This is a genomic window from uncultured Paracoccus sp. (assembly GCF_937873615.1).
GTDB lineage: Bacteria > Pseudomonadota > Alphaproteobacteria > Rhodobacterales > Rhodobacteraceae > Paracoccus.
On the sequence record NZ_CALMYP010000025.1, the window covers coordinates 1 to 13,812 of the forward strand.

At 61.9% G+C, this 13,812-nt stretch carries 18 protein-coding genes; 5 read left to right on the forward strand and 13 right to left on the reverse strand.

Annotated features, from left to right (window positions below):
* The 4 genes from Q0330_RS07860 to Q0330_RS07875 form a co-directional block, all read left to right on the forward strand.
* A partial coding sequence (locus Q0330_RS07860) for a hypothetical protein (protein WP_299476963.1) occupies positions 1–430 on the forward strand: 430 nt, incomplete at its 5' end.
* Positions 427–627: a hypothetical protein gene (locus Q0330_RS07865; RefSeq protein ID WP_299476966.1), complete on the forward strand. Its 201-nt coding sequence runs from the start codon at positions 427–429 to the stop codon at positions 625–627. The genes Q0330_RS07860 and Q0330_RS07865, both read left to right, overlap by 4 nt.
* Positions 624–842: a hypothetical protein gene (locus tag Q0330_RS07870; RefSeq protein ID WP_299476969.1), complete on the forward strand. Its 219-nt coding sequence runs from the start codon at positions 624–626 to the stop codon at positions 840–842. Before Q0330_RS07865 ends, Q0330_RS07870 begins: the two co-directional genes overlap by 4 nt.
* 1 nt (position 843) lies before the next feature.
* A complete protein-coding gene (locus Q0330_RS07875; protein WP_299476971.1) occupies positions 844–1,107 on the forward strand; it encodes a hypothetical protein in 264 nt (87 codons plus the stop codon).
* Here Q0330_RS07875 and Q0330_RS07880 read toward each other — a convergent pair.
* Both Q0330_RS07880 and Q0330_RS07885 read right to left on the reverse strand, forming a co-directional pair.
* Positions 1,101–1,631 (reverse strand): hypothetical protein, encoded by a 531-nt coding sequence (locus Q0330_RS07880; protein WP_299476973.1) that lies wholly within the window; start codon positions 1,629–1,631, stop codon positions 1,101–1,103. The two genes, Q0330_RS07875 and Q0330_RS07880, sit on opposite strands and share 7 nt — an antisense overlap.
* Positions 1,632–2,173: 542 nt before the next feature.
* On the reverse strand, positions 2,174–3,544 hold the full coding sequence (locus Q0330_RS07885; RefSeq protein ID WP_299476976.1) for a DUF2793 domain-containing protein: 1,371 nt from the start codon (positions 3,542–3,544) through the stop codon (positions 2,174–2,176).
* Positions 3,545–3,576: 32 nt separating this feature from the next.
* On the opposite strand from Q0330_RS07885, the gene Q0330_RS07890 reads away from it, so the two are divergent.
* The gene (locus tag Q0330_RS07890) at positions 3,577–3,849 is read left to right on the forward strand and encodes a hypothetical protein (RefSeq protein ID WP_299476978.1); all 273 of its coding nucleotides are present in this window, start codon (positions 3,577–3,579) and stop codon (positions 3,847–3,849) included.
* Here Q0330_RS07890 and Q0330_RS07895 read toward each other — a convergent pair.
* The 11 genes from Q0330_RS07895 to Q0330_RS07945 all read right to left on the reverse strand — a co-directional run bounded on the left by Q0330_RS07895 (position 3,824) and on the right by Q0330_RS07945 (position 13,802).
* Positions 3,824–6,586: a hypothetical protein gene (locus Q0330_RS07895; protein WP_299476981.1), complete on the reverse strand. Its 2,763-nt coding sequence runs from the start codon at positions 6,584–6,586 to the stop codon at positions 3,824–3,826. The genes Q0330_RS07890 and Q0330_RS07895 overlap by 26 nt on opposite strands.
* Positions 6,586–7,593 (reverse strand): hypothetical protein, encoded by a 1,008-nt coding sequence (locus Q0330_RS07900; RefSeq protein ID WP_299476983.1) that lies wholly within the window; start codon positions 7,591–7,593, stop codon positions 6,586–6,588. The genes Q0330_RS07895 and Q0330_RS07900 overlap by 1 nt, the downstream gene beginning before the upstream one ends.
* Before the next feature lie 3 nt (positions 7,594–7,596).
* Positions 7,597–8,313 (reverse strand): hypothetical protein, encoded by a 717-nt coding sequence (locus Q0330_RS07905; RefSeq protein ID WP_299476985.1) that lies wholly within the window; start codon positions 8,311–8,313, stop codon positions 7,597–7,599.
* 5 nt (positions 8,314–8,318) lie between these two features.
* A complete protein-coding gene (locus tag Q0330_RS07910) occupies positions 8,319–8,999 on the reverse strand; it encodes a LamG-like jellyroll fold domain-containing protein (RefSeq protein ID WP_299476988.1) in 681 nt (226 codons plus the stop codon).
* On the reverse strand, positions 8,996–9,325 hold the full coding sequence (locus Q0330_RS07915; RefSeq protein ID WP_299476991.1) for a hypothetical protein: 330 nt from the start codon (positions 9,323–9,325) through the stop codon (positions 8,996–8,998). The genes Q0330_RS07910 and Q0330_RS07915 overlap by 4 nt, the downstream gene beginning before the upstream one ends.
* Before the next feature lie 176 nt (positions 9,326–9,501).
* A complete protein-coding gene (locus Q0330_RS07920; RefSeq protein WP_299476994.1) occupies positions 9,502–9,963 on the reverse strand; it encodes a hypothetical protein in 462 nt (153 codons plus the stop codon).
* Positions 9,963–11,393, reverse strand: a complete 1,431-nt coding sequence (locus Q0330_RS07925; protein WP_299476997.1) for a hypothetical protein — start codon at positions 11,391–11,393, stop codon at positions 9,963–9,965. Before Q0330_RS07925 ends, Q0330_RS07920 begins: the two co-directional genes overlap by 1 nt.
* Positions 11,390–12,067, reverse strand: coding sequence for a hypothetical protein (locus tag Q0330_RS07930; RefSeq protein WP_299477000.1), 678 nt, complete (start codon positions 12,065–12,067; stop codon positions 11,390–11,392). The genes Q0330_RS07925 and Q0330_RS07930 overlap by 4 nt, the downstream gene beginning before the upstream one ends.
* On the reverse strand, positions 12,067–12,312 hold the full coding sequence (locus tag Q0330_RS07935; RefSeq protein WP_299477003.1) for a hypothetical protein: 246 nt from the start codon (positions 12,310–12,312) through the stop codon (positions 12,067–12,069). The genes Q0330_RS07930 and Q0330_RS07935 overlap by 1 nt, the downstream gene beginning before the upstream one ends.
* A 2-nt stretch (positions 12,313–12,314) precedes the next feature.
* Positions 12,315–13,226, reverse strand: coding sequence for a Mu-like prophage major head subunit gpT family protein (locus tag Q0330_RS07940; RefSeq protein WP_299477005.1), 912 nt, complete (start codon positions 13,224–13,226; stop codon positions 12,315–12,317).
* A 3-nt stretch (positions 13,227–13,229) separates the two neighbouring features.
* Positions 13,230–13,802: a hypothetical protein gene (locus Q0330_RS07945; RefSeq protein WP_299477008.1), complete on the reverse strand. Its 573-nt coding sequence runs from the start codon at positions 13,800–13,802 to the stop codon at positions 13,230–13,232.
* Positions 13,803–13,812 lie beyond the last annotated feature (10 nt).

Sequence of the window (13,812 nt, forward strand, 5' to 3'; positions counted from 1 at the left end):
CGACCTCCGCGACACGCCGATCACGGCGCTGCCGGACGGACTCACAGTCGGAGGCGGTCTCTACCTCAGCGGCACGCCGATCACGGCGCTGCCGGAGTCGATCCGGCTAGGCGGCAGGTCAATCGCCGACGCTCCCGTGATCGCTGACATCCATCAGCGTGTCTATGCCGCCGCCTCGGTCGAGGGAGCGCTCGACATGTCTGACTGGCATACATGCGCGACCACGCACTGCCGGGCCGGCTGGGTCGTGCACCTGGCCGGTAAGGCTGGATATAAGCTGGAGCGTCACCTCGACAGCACCGCCAATGCGGCGATGCTGATCTACGCTGCGAGCGATCCGGCGCGGCCCGTCCCGGATTTTTACGCATCTGACAAGGACGCGCTGGAGGATATGAGGCGCTGCGCCGAGAGGGAGGCGAGGCACTCATGAACTACCACCACCGCTTGCGTAGGCCGACGACGGCGGCGCTTTTCCAGATGCTCTACACGCGCCTGTCAGCGATCCTGCGGATGCTAAAAAAGAGCAGCAAGCACGTCGACCTGGATGCCCTGGCCGCCGCGCTTGAGGCTGGACCGCCTGAGCAGATGCGGTGGGCAAAAGTGCTCCTAAAGGCTAATCCAAGATGACCAACGTCGAACGCCTACGCATACTCGGTGAAGCTCTCTATGGCCCGCGGTGGAAACGCGCCGTCGCGGGCGTTCTTTCTGTGGACCCGCGTCAGGTCTGGCGCTGGACTTCCGAAGGTTACGAGCCGTCAGCCGAGTACATCGACGCGTTACGCAAGGCCGCAGCAGCGCGGCGAGACGCAATAGAAACCGTTATCCGCAAGACAGAGGCCTAACATGTTCTACACGTACATACTCACGTCACGCGGCGAGAAGGTCGACTTCGACAGAGCCGCGCGCCTGATGGATATGGATCTGTTTGAGCAAGCCAACGAGGCCGCCGTAGTAGATCCTTTCGACCTTGGCTGCGCCATGCGAAGCGGCATGGCAGGTCACCTCAAGTCCCGCGCGCAACGTGTCTGGAACTGCTACGTTAAGATGCACCGCGAAAAGTTCGGCGAAGAGTTTGGACCCGACGCCACGCCCGGTTGGGATCAATAAAGCTCCCCGCCCTGGCTCGACGGCATCACGAACGGAACACCGGGAACGCCAGCCAGCAGATTGCGGCTGGCGCTTTTCGTTGGATCGAAAAGAGCATTGCTGAGCCTAATGCCGTCGCCGGTCAGGTGCCAAACGTCTCGCCCTGAATCTACCGCGTTGTATCCCGCCCCTGTGAACACCGACACGTCATCGCCGACGTTGCGTTGAATCGCCTGACGGACAAGCGCCCCGCTGTCGCTCACTATGTCACCACCCCTTTGTCGCGCGAACTCTGCGAACTCTTGAACGCTGATGCCGTCTAAGATGTCGTCAACCATGCTCTGTGCAACTTTGGGGTTTTGCTTCGCGACCTCCTGCACCAGCCGGTTGTATTGCTCGACAGTGACCGGCGCGCTGTCGACGAACGCCTTATCCATCTTCATTCGGAACTCGCGTGGCTCCGATTGTCCGCCGCGCTTGGCAAATCCTCCTGCATACTCTTTTGAACGCGAGAAAAATGCTGGTTTATCGTATTGGCTCGGCATGCGTCCAGACGCTTCGCCGTGCTTGGCTGACTACGCCAGTCCATGGGGCCATACCCTCCTGATAGTCTCTGGCTCGTCTGCTGCTAGGATCGCGTCTCTGAGCGATCCTAGGTTGATCTCTCGCGGGCGTAGCTTGCGAGACTCTTGGTAGGCGATGGTTTGCACTCGCTCCCACTGGATACGCCGGCAGTCCTCTACGTCCAGCCAGATCGGGCCGCCGTTGTGGCTGCGCCGCCATGCGTCACGGAACCACCGGTCTGGCAGGCCTGCCGGGTCTATGATCTCGTGAGCCATGCCGTTTCGGCAGTCTCTGTCACGGAGCACGGCCAGCGCCTCGGATCTGGTCAGCCCGCCGAATGCCAGAGCCCTACAGAAGCGCTCCGCAACAGGCTCCAGAACGCCGTCAGCAATGTTGCGCTCGATCTGTGTGTCTAGGAAGCCAGCCGGCATGTCGGCCCAACGTCCGCCGTACTGCATCCAGAGCATGCACGTCGGCGACGGGACGGTGATGCTCACCCCGCCGTCAGGGCGCGTCCAGAGGATCACTGGTCGCCCATGATCACAAGGTTGACTTCGGGCAGATCGGTCGCGGAAACCGACGAACTGGACGACGTGCCGACCGACAGCTGCGTTGTCGTTTTGGCATCCACCGAGCGCGCCGTCAGAAGGCCAGCAAGGGTTGTCGTGTGCCACCTAGCCGAGCCGACCCACGAGTAATTTGTGCTGCTGAAAGCCGTGTCGAATGAGATCGTTGTCTTGCCCGTGCCGTCATCGGTCACACTCGACACGCCGTAGTCAGACAAGATCGCAGTCGTGGTGACGCCGTTAAAGCTGATCCACGCCTTCGGGTGGCCAGGATGCCGATGCTGCAAGCTCGGCACGACCGCCTCGTCCGTCTCCGTCGCCGCCTCCATGTCGGTTGCGTCAGCAAAGTTGACGGCGAATGTGCCGCTGGTCTGTGTCAGGCCGGTTCCGACCGCGCCGGCCAGCGCAACCCATGCACTCGCCTGAAACTGCAAATTGGTGTTGCTGTCCTTGTCGTAGGCCGTCCAGCCGCAGTCTGTCGGGGGCGTGTATTTGATCCACCCTGCCCCCGCATAAACGGCAATGTCGTGCTCGGCAAAGCCGCTCCAAGCCCCGCTCGGTGCCGCTCCGACGATGTAGACCTGTCCCGGCGTCGGGGAGCCAGGTGGCGTGCCCGTTTGGTCCTCGACAACCCAATGAAGACCGTTGCTCCGCGCGATCGGCGGCACGTAGGACGAGAGCACCCACCCGGTCCCGTCTGATTGCAGCCACGCCGTCTCGCCGTTACCGGTCAGGGCAAGCGTCGTGACGTCAGTCCCGTGATGCTGGATCGTCTGGCTCGATACCGTCGCGATCAGGACCGAGTTGCTAGATCCGTCGTGCCTGATGCCGATCAGCCACCCGTCGCCGGCAGTGACGGCAGACGGCAGCGTCATGGTCTTCGACCCGCCGCTCGGGTTGACGTTGTACAGCTTACCTTCTGCCGTCGTCGCAATCGTCGTGTCTGCCGAGACAGTTGTGACGCCAGTAGCTCCAGTTCCGAGCCCGGTCACGTCGTCGTCTTCCGCTAGGTCGCTGGTGTCGAACGCGCCGGGCTGGTTGTCGTGCGTGCGGAGGGTAACGCCGTCCGCGTCCTTCACAACGTACTTGTACGCGTTTACGCCCGTGTAGATCGTGACGATAGAGGCCCCTGAGACAGGCCGCCCGGCAGAGTTGAGCTGCACGACGTTACCCAAAGAGAACCCTGCCGTCAGAGCCGGGTTGCTGTAGACAACCCTTGCCGTCGTTGTGCCGGCCTCGTAGAAGGTGAGAGACCCGCCTGACACGGGGTCTCCGTTGTCGTCGAAGAAAACCTTGTCAGCATCGAATACCGGGATGAAGTCAGCCATTGTAGGGGCTCCGATTGTCGCTTAAGCGAGAAGTGCTCAAGCATCTGATCGCGATTGTCGTCTGTTGGGCGATACTGACCGGACTGGCCATGTTCTTCCTGCTGACCGGCAAGCCGAGAGCCGTCGCAGCAATGCTCTACACAGAGCTGTATCTATTGCCGACCATCGCATGGGCGATGTGGCAGCGCGCCAAGGCCGCGTTTGAGGGAAGGGAACGCGACGACGCGGCGGAGGCAAGAGGCGGGGCGATCTGGATCATCCCGTGTGCCCTGATCTACCTTATCGTAGGTATGCCGGGTCGATGAGTGAGTTTAGTGGCACATTGTTGCTTTGATCTTGCGTCGCGTAGCCACTGACGCCGCCATATGCGCCACCAGCGACAGGCGGGCGAGCAGGCGTCACAGCCTGAGACGTCATTCGCCGCGCGACCTTCCCGCCAACGTAGTCTTTGCCGCCGGCGATGTTCGGGACCGCCTTGGCGAGAGCCGAGTATATGCGGCTCATTATCACGTTGTGCTTTGAAAAAAGCTCTCGCTTGGATTGCGTCTGCAATGCCTGCTGGACAAGCTGCGGGAACAGCGCACGAGTCGCCACGCCAGACCCGCTCGGGTTCGGGTCTTTGTAGGTTGCTTCCCGCACGGCCTTGGCAAGCAGCTTAATTTGTCCGAACTCGCGCGGCGTGTAGAGCGTCCGCATAAGCGTTTCGTGACTGGCGAACGCCTGCTCCAGAGAGTTGGCCAGATTGCCAGGCGTCTGCACCTGCCCCTTGCCGTCCATAGTCAGGCGAAGGAAATACGCAAGGCGAACATCGTTCCATGCGTCTTTGCCTGCTTCTCCGCCGTATTTCGTGACGATCCGGCGATAATTCTTGACGGCATCGACAACGCCCTCGGCTGGCGTCGCCTTCGGGCCGCCGGCACCAAACATCGCCCGCACGACACCCTCACCGCTGTCGGCCGCTGCCATCCTCTCCAGGATCTTCGCAGCGGGCGCCTTCATGCCCTGCGTGGTGCGCGGCTCGAACAGCCCCTTTACATCGCGCGAAGCAGCCCGCGCCGCACGAAGCGCCATGGCCGATGCCGGGTCGCCTCGCAGCAAGCTCTTTTCGGCTGCGTCGTCTATCCAGTCGTTAAAGGCGCCATATACCGCCTTCGCCGCGGCTCTGTCGGCCGGGTCTTTTGCGTTGACAAGCGGCCCCAAGCGTCGCCGCACCTCGTCAACACTCATCCGGCCCGGCTGGCCTGCAAGAACATCGTAGCCGGGGCGCATGTCCTGCCCCTTGAACATGGCCTCTAGGTCGTCAAGCATCGACGCCGCGTTGGGCGTAACTTTCGGGTCTATTTTCCGGGTCCCGAGCGCTTTAAGCAGGAACTGTGGCAATGTCTGCACAGCCTCCGGCGTTGGCATCAGGGGACCGACCTTGCCCCACGCCTCTTCCTCGACGGTCCGTGCGCCAGCTCTTGCCGTCTCCAGCCCGCCACGGATGCCTTGACCGATCTGGTCGCGGCCAATTTCAGTTGGTGTGCGGTTTGGCGCAATCATCGGAGCTATGCTGCGCTGACTTCCGGCGGCGCCTGACGGGTCACCGATGACAGCTCGGCTGATCGCCTGCGTCTGGTCGCGGTCAAACTGCTGCATGACGTCCTTGGCCTCGTTGCCAAGGGTGCCATAGCGCGCGTCTTTCTCGGTCAGAAGTGCTTGGGGATCTTTGGTGCGCTGACCCTTCGTCGTCGGGATGCCAAAGTATCCGGTTTGGGCGGACACCATGCCCTCTGCTTGGTCTTTGGCCGTCCCAGTTTGCCGTGCGATGTAAGCTGCAAGTTCGGCGTCTACATCATCCGGGTCAATGCCTTCGCGCTGCGCCATCTGCCGGCCGCGAGCGGTCAGCTTACCTGCATCATCGACAAGCTCGCGGCTTTTTACCCACTGCCGCAACATCGGATAGACGGCCGATCCGACAAGCTGACCAACTCCAGCGCCGCCGGCAGCAAATCCGGCCCGCCAGAAGTCTACGCCGCGATCACTGCCCTTCGCCTGTGCAGCCTTGTCCTGCCCGATCGACGTAGACCCGGCCGCTACGCCTTGCAGACCGGCCTGAGTAACGGCGCCCCCACCAAGTCGCCCGGCAAGCGTCGCAGATGCCAGATACGGAACGGCGCCGCCGATCGCCCTGTTGACGTCGGCCGCGTCAAGGCCGGGCTTGTTGATATAGGCCCGCTCGGTCTTTCCGTCCGCGCCTCGGAACTGGATGATTGGCCTGCCCCGGCTGTCATTCTCGACACCAATAAAGCTGTTGCCGAGCCGCTTTTTCGCGATGTCAAGCGCTTGGTCATCCGTCAGTCCGGCCAGCTCGTCAGTCGCATCGAACAGGTATCGAGCCTCACCCTTTTCGTTGCCGACCGGCGTCCGCCAAACGTCAGACAGGCTCCTGTTCCGCGGGTCTTCCTCGCCGATCACGTAGTTGTATAGGTTGCGCGGCAGGCTCCCGGCGAACTCTGCCACGTCTGACACGATGCGGCCCCCGACGCTCATATTCTGGCGTTCGGTCTTGTACTTCATGACCTGATCAAGCGTGACACCTTCGGCATTCAGGTATGCCTCAATGTCCGAGTCCGGAGCCTTGCGCGAAACCAGCTTAGAAAGATTTCTGTCCACCTTGCCGAGATCAGCCGGCGGTGGCGGCAGGACGCCGTTTTCTTCCAGAGATGGTGCAGCAAACCCGGCAGTGCGCGGCGGCTCTGCACGCGGGACGAAATGGTTTGGCGCTGTGGTGCCTGTAGCCGGCTTCGCCGGCTGTTGCGCCGGGTCACCCGGCGGCATGCCTTGCGGCTGATGTGGCTGCCCAAGCTGCTCCGGAGAATAGTCAGGCAGACCGAGCAAGCGGAGCCGCCCGTTGAGTGCATCTAGGTCCTCCCGCTGCTTGCTGCGCTCGTAAATGCGGACATAGTACGGCAGAGTGTTGCGGGCAGCTTCCTCGCTTTCTGCCCCGTACCGCCTGATGTTATCGTCTAGGTCGCTCGACCAGCGCGCTGGACCTGCCATCACTCAAGACCGTACATTTTGCGGAGATTTTCATAACCGCCTTGGACAGGTGTTCCGACCGCCGGTGATCGGTTGTCAGCCTGCGCCATGCCACGCAACTCATCCATGATCCCGGCCGCCTTCGCTGAGTAGTCCTGATCGATCTTCCCAAGTACGTCGTCAATGCCTACGTCTATGCGGCCTCTGTTTCGCCGCGCATAGTCAGAGTATGCTTTGGCCCTATCGATTTCGTACTGTTTAGACATGATTGCCAAAGCTATGATGCGCCTGTTGCCTTCTGGAGAGTTTGTTAGATTAGGCGACATCTTCTCTAGGAAGTCTCGATCAGCGTTGGAAAGAGTGCCGGGCAGCATCGTTCGATTGCCAAGGGCGATTGCCTTGCCCAAATTACGGACCACTTCTCCTGACCCGACACCCTGTACATTTACTCCAAAAATCGTTCCGGCCGCCTTTTTCAGTGACAGCACTGCATCTCCTGCTGTGCCAGAGTACAGGTTCGGATCAGCGAGCGTCCTCTCAATCACCTTAAGCTCGCCCAATGTACGGGTAGCCGTCGGCAGTACATTTCGCGCTGCCGAAAACTCGTCAGCGTACTTCTTACCCATTGCTTTGTCGTATTCTACCTCTTGCCGAGGCATGTTGACCGTAGTTCTGTTCGCCCCGGCCTGTTTCGCTTGCAGGTAAGCCGGGTCGACGGCACCGCCTGGACCAGCCCACCAAGGCCGTTGCGTCGCCTTCTCTCGATCCGACATGCGGACCGCAAGGCTCTTGTTTCCGTCCTGCGGCGTCATGCCCGCTAGAACGCGACGATAGGCCGGGTCAAGCCCCATTGCAGGGTCCGCCAAGAGGCTGTTGTAGCTCGCCCTCTGCTGCGCCTCTTTTTCCTTCGCAAGGCGCACCGTCTCTGCTTGGTTGATGCCCTTTGAGTACCCCTCAAGGCCGCGCTGAAGGGGGGCGAGAGCCGAGAAGTCGATCAGGGAATTGACCGGGTTGAACTGGATCGCCATGTGTCACCGCCCTTGGTCGTACATCGGCGCCGAAGACGGCGCGAACAGGCTGTTCACTCCTCCTGCCATCTTTGCGATGTTGCCGAATGCGCTAAGCCCGCCAGCGCCCGGCGTCATGCCACCCAAGGCAAGCCCGCCAAGGCCACTGATCGCCCCGAGCGTGTTCTGGAGGCCCATCGACCTAGTTGACGCGAGCGCCGACGCGAGCTGCGTATCGAGGCCGGCACGCTGCCCCTCAAGGCCCCCCATCGCGGTGCCGTAGCCGGTATCGAGGCCGGCAAGTGTGTTCGCGATGCCGAGGCCCTGCCCCTGCATGCCCTGCAGGCGGTTCAGGTAGGTTTCCATCCCCTGCGTGCCGTACTCGCGGAGCGCGCGGGCGGACGCCAGAGCCTCGACGCCTGAGCCCCCAAGGCCGCGAGCGTTCATGCTGCGAGCGTTGGCACTCGTGATCCGGTCGCGGTCGAAGTCGGCATACGGGCTCTCCTGATAGTTCCCGTAGGCCGTCCGCTGCGCAGGCTGCCCGTTCAGGCCGAGGAAGTCCGAATAGAGGCTGTTTGCCTTCTGGCCTGTTTCGGCATACGGCGCGAACCTCCCCTGCGCCGTAGCGTACTGCTGCCCGTAGGTCTGGCCAGCCTGATCAAACCGGCCCTGAGCCGTAGCAGCGCCACGCTTCAGATCCCGCCGGCTGTCGCCGCCGCTCCAATTCGAGAAGATGCCCATTCTGCTTACCTCTTGTGAGGGCCTGGCGGCGTGAAATCGCCGCCATATCTGACGATCCGTGACAGCCTAAAATCGTCCATCAGGCCATTCATTCCGAACACGCTGCTTGCCACCTGATAGCCGCCTATGTGCAGCGGCCCGGTGTTCTCGATCAGGTCACCGACGGCCAGCTGATAGATCAACACGCCGTCGATGTAGAGATACAGGTCACCGCCCGCGCCGAAGCGCTCCAGCGCGTAGTGATGCCAATCCGTATCGGCCAGCGTGTAGGACGAGAGACCTGTAAATCCGGTGCCATCGATGGCGCTCAGAATAAGAACGTTGGAAGCGCCCGTATAAACGCCTATTGGCGGATCGTAGGATGACGAGAATTCGCCTTTGCTCAACCAGTAACTTGTGCTTGGCGACAGCGACGCGCGAGCGCCCCACCATTCGGCCGTGAATGCGGAGTTGTAGAAGCTGTCAAGCTCACGGTCGTCAACGTCAATACGCTTGTCGGTGGCCGTCGTAGAGCCGGACAAATCGTAATAAGGGCCGAAATTGCCGAACGGAACCTGATTTGCTTCGCCTATTTCACCGTCGACGGTAGTTATCGTCCGCTGGTATGGGGAAGAATCAACAAAATCCGCCCCTTTGAGCAGCAGCAGAGTATTCCGGTCGCCCCCGCCGACGACAATCGGCCTCATGACGTAGACAGCTCACGAGTGCAGACGTAGGTGATCGCAGCCTTCTCGCAGCCGGCGACGTTTGCCATACGCACGCCGACGCTAGACCCTGCCGGGATTGACAGGCTCACGGCTAGATTGCGCGGCGTCGGACCAACGTCGACATACGGCCCAAGACCTTCGCCATCCACGAGCAGCTGCACCGATGCAGAGCCCTGCCGGCAGATCGTATGCACCTCCGTCACCGTCAGCGCGTACGGTTGAGACAGGCCGTCGTAGGGGCCATCAGCAGGGCTCTCTATCAGCCACGGGATCAGCTCTGTCTGCGTCACGCCGACAGCCTGCAACTCCGCTCCTGTGACAGCCGCAAGCTGCGCTCGGAGCGAAGCAACCTCAGTCGAGAGCTGAGAGAAAAACCTGTACCACTCAGGCGGTGACCGCCCCTGCTCTCCCGTGATCGGTACGGATTGCAGAGGCGGGCGAGGCGATGTCATGTCTCGCGCTTCTCTACCGTCATAGATGCTTATCGATAGCGGGGCGGGAACTGCCCGCCGTAGTTCTCAAGGTTCATGCTGTCTCGCTCGGCGCCACGATGCGTCGGCGTTCCCGGCGTGCCGTATGGGTTGCGCAGCATAAATTGCCGCTCGGCGTTGCTGGCATCAGCCTTACCCATCAATTCGCCGTAGCCTTTGCCGCCGACGTAGACGCCACCAAGCCCGAGTGCGACCGCAGCCGGGTCAAGCGTTGCTGCGCCAAACCCAGCCAATCCAGTGCCCGCCAAGTTAAGCAAGCCGAACGGGATAGAGCCAAGCGTGTAGCCGGCTGTGCTCAATCCTGCACCCATAGCCGGGTGCCCCATACCTCGCGCCTGCTGCATGGCCGCTGACATGGCCTCATCCTGCCCCATGCTAGACGGGTACGGATCGAGGAGATAGTTAACCGGCATGTTCGGTTGCGCAAAGCGCCCTGGTCCGTACTGGTCCATTAGGTTTCCCTTTTTTCCACATTCATCGACGCTCTGAGAAACGCCCGCGCCACGGCCGCGTCAGCTCGGAACCGCCAGATGCGGCCAACGCTGTTGACCTGACCGCATGCGAGCCACCTCACCCGCGCCCTGAACTCGCCGTCTGAGCCAAGACCGCGCGTCCTCTCCCGCCCGAAATTGCGCCCCCCGTCATCGCTGTATGAGAGCGACACAACAGGCTGCTGATCGCGCTCGGTGGATGCCGTGTCGATGCCGACGCCTGGCACCGCGTCAAGATCCACTTGATGCACGATGCCGCCGTTGGGAAACGTGTCGACCGGAGCCGGCTGCACATCAACGATCAGCGGTTGCCCGGCCTCGTCATGGTAGTCTCGCCCCATGATGTAGAGCCGGCCCGTGCCGTCGCCGACGATGTGCCGCCCGTTGTGATAGGCGTAGCAGGTGGCCCGGCATCGCGTGTAGCCGTAGGACTCCCGCTCATGCCACTTGCCCGTCGCAACGTCGAAGACCCACGTTGCCGAGTTGGCGCCAAGGTCAGAGCCCCACGACAGTTGATAGAAGGTGTGCCCTTCAGCCTCGTAGCTGAATGCGTCCACAATCGACAAGTCAGCGCGGTCTAGCGCGCGATCAAGGCCGGGATTGCTGACCTTCTGAGGCTCGTACCCGGTCAACAGCCGAACCGTCCGGTCATGCCCGATGAACATCACGGCGCGACCAACGCGCGTCACGCTCGCGCCAGCAGCGCAGCCGACCTCTCTGACGCCAGACCTCACAAACGGGAAGTCAGCGCCCCCGCTGTCGCTCCAGAACTCAACCGACCTCTCACCGAGAAGCGCAATGCCTCCCTCAAGGTTGATCGCAGAAACGATCTCGTCCGGCAGGCTGTTGGCGTAGGCAAACTCCAGAGCGTCAAAGCTCGTGAAGTCGTCGAGCCCGCTGATCTGCCATTTGCCTTGCGGTCCCGGAAGGATGCCGTAACCGTTGAACACCGTCACGCCGATTGCAGCCGCGTAGTCTGGATCTCCAACCTCAGTCAGAGTGCCGGCCTGATAGACGTAGGCTCGCCCGTCCGTGACGATGAGCACCTGCGGAGCGTCAAGACGGCGGTTTCTCACCATCTGGACCGGACCATCGGTCGGGATGCCGCCGACGACGGTTGCAGTACCAGCGCTGTCGGTACGATGCAGGAAACGCCCGCACACGGAGAGCAGCGTGTTGCTGTCCAACGAGAACAGCGCCCGCACCTTCTGGCCTGCCGACAGAGTGAGGTAGTCCGCCCATCCGTAGACGGGATGGATCTGAATATTGGTCTTCGCGCCGTCACCTTCTGCAACGGCTCGGCAGTTGACCATGCGCGTCCGTCCTGCATGCCCGTAGGCCGCCGGATTGCTCTCGGTCGGCAGGACTAGCGGAACCTCGCGAACGCTCATGACCAGCTCGGCACAAACTGCACGAACGGCTCGCGATCGAAGCCGTCGAACTGCTGCTTCAACGCCATGTAGCGATCAACGATCCGTCGCGCTCGCTCTCCCGTGATGCCGAACTCATCGAGAAACCGAGACGCCAGCCCGTAGATCACCAGGTCAAGTGCCTCCTGGGGCACGTCAATGTGCTGGCTCTGCGCCGTCACGTCCTCAATCACGCGCTGATAGCTGTAGCGGAGCGTTTCGGTCGTCACCGTGGCGAGCACTGGCCAAACCGTTATCGTCGTCGCGTCGCGCTGCTTGTTCACGTAGAACGTCGTCGGGATGCCGGCTGACGTCTTAAGCGGAATCTCTTGGTATTCGTCGTCGGTGAGCTGTTCCATCGGCATGTCGGTGCCAGATGCGTTGCGATACCTGCACGACAGCACTTCGATCGGACGTGGGCTTAGCGTGTAGGTCGCCGTCGCGTTGGTAAGCGTGACGCTGCCGTCAGTCTCGCGCCAGAGATTTGGCCCCGTCGCCTGCCAGCTCTTGAGCATCAGGTTAAGCGAGACAACGCCGTCCTGCATGTCTTCGGCTTCTGCCGTCTCGCCGCGACCGAGCACGGCGCAAATCCGCAGCGCCCGCGTCACGACCTGACCGGCCGTCATCGTGCTCGTGATCGCGCCGCTGGTCGCCATCAGAGATCATCCCTCGTAACGTCGCCCGGCTCGATAAACACGTCGGCCGGAGGCGGTTTCGGGTTGTCGACCAAGATCCGGTCCTTCCGGCCGCGCACCGCTTCCTGCGGGTGCCGTGGCTCCCAATCAGGTCCGCAGACGGTGAGGCCGTCCCACCGTCTGCGCATTTCGCTTTTCCGATACTTGAAGCCGCACACGTCACAGATGCCCCACGGGTCACCGGGGATGTATGCGTGCTTCGTCATCGTCAGGCTCCCGGCGTGCCGTAGAGGCCGCGCGGGTCCGTCCAGCCGACCGAGAACCGAATGGTGCTCTTGCACTTCATGTTGCCGGTATCGAAGTCGCCATCCTTCTGGATCGCGGCAGCGCGGCGAGTGAAGCGCGTGAGGCCATACGGAGCGTTCGTCTTGACGAAAAAAGCATCCGAGTCGGTGAGGTAGTGGTTGACGACAGCACCCTCGGAGAACAGCCCCATCGAACGCAGCGCGTTGATGTCGTTCGTCTCTGAACCGCTCTGAAGCTGCGACTTCAGGATGCGCTCGGCATCGAACGCCAGAGCCGGCGGCACGATAAGCCGCTTTGGCATAAGCGCGATGTTGAGCCCGCGAGAGTTCTTCGCCTCCATGATGAGAGTGCAAAGATCCTCAAGCGAGGCCTCCGAGAGGTCGGCAGCGGTGCCAAGCTCGTTGGCCCACGTACCAGCCAGAGACGGGTGATCCGTCGCCAGCAGTTCCTTGCCGTCAGCGCCCGTATAGGACGAGTTGAACGCGCGGTTCAGCACGTTCGCCGCGACGATTTCCTCGGTCTGAGCGATCGAGAACGCCAGGAACTCCGTGCGCCGGAAGCTCTTGTCCTTGTAAAGGTTGTCCTCAAACTCCTCCTCCGACGTGATGAAGCCAAGGCCATAGACGACGTGCGTGTAACGCTTAGTCGCGCCCTGGTTCATTGAGTCGTAGGCGACCGAACCGGCCTCGGTCTTGACCGGAGCAAGGCCATAGCCGGTGATCTCGACGTCTTCCTCGTAGTTCTTTTCCGAGTTCCGTGCGTCGAAGATCTTCGACCACTCTTGCGGGTGCTTGTTGTACTTGGCGCCGAACCAGGCCCGGACACCGGGCCAGAGGGCTTTGGCATGATTGCCAGTCGTCTCTACACCAGCCATGTGTTAGATCCCCGTCAGGTTGCGCAGCGAGTGCAGGTTGATCGTGACGAGAACCTTGGCGTTAGCGCCAACCTCGTTGTCGGGGCGCTGGACCAGCCCGAGAATGCGAAGCTGAAGCGTGTTCGTCGTCGCCTTGGTGCTGGTGTCCAGCTCTACGCCAGAGCGGCCCGTTGCAGTGGAGCCGGCAGCAATCACGATGTCGGCGTTGAGGCCGATATCCGCAGCCGCGAGAGCGCCACCCACCGAATCCTCTTGGATCTCGAAGACCAGATCAGGGTCATCGGCCACCCACACATAGCGCTCGGTCGAAGCCGCGCGGTACGGGAGAGAGTCAGCCGTCACGGGCTCGACCGCGACGACAGGGCCAAGCATGTAGGCACCGCCTGCGGCTGATGCACGAGTGACAGACGCCACGCCGTTGGCGTCCGCAGAGCCGGCGAAGATCACCGGGTCACCAATGAACAGCGCAGTGCTGTCAGAGGCAGGCACGTAGTAGCGCGTGGCCGCACCGTTGTAGGGCGCGCCGTTGCGATGCCGAACGGGGCGAAGCCCGAACGGCGTGTCGGCATTTGCCATCGTTCACACC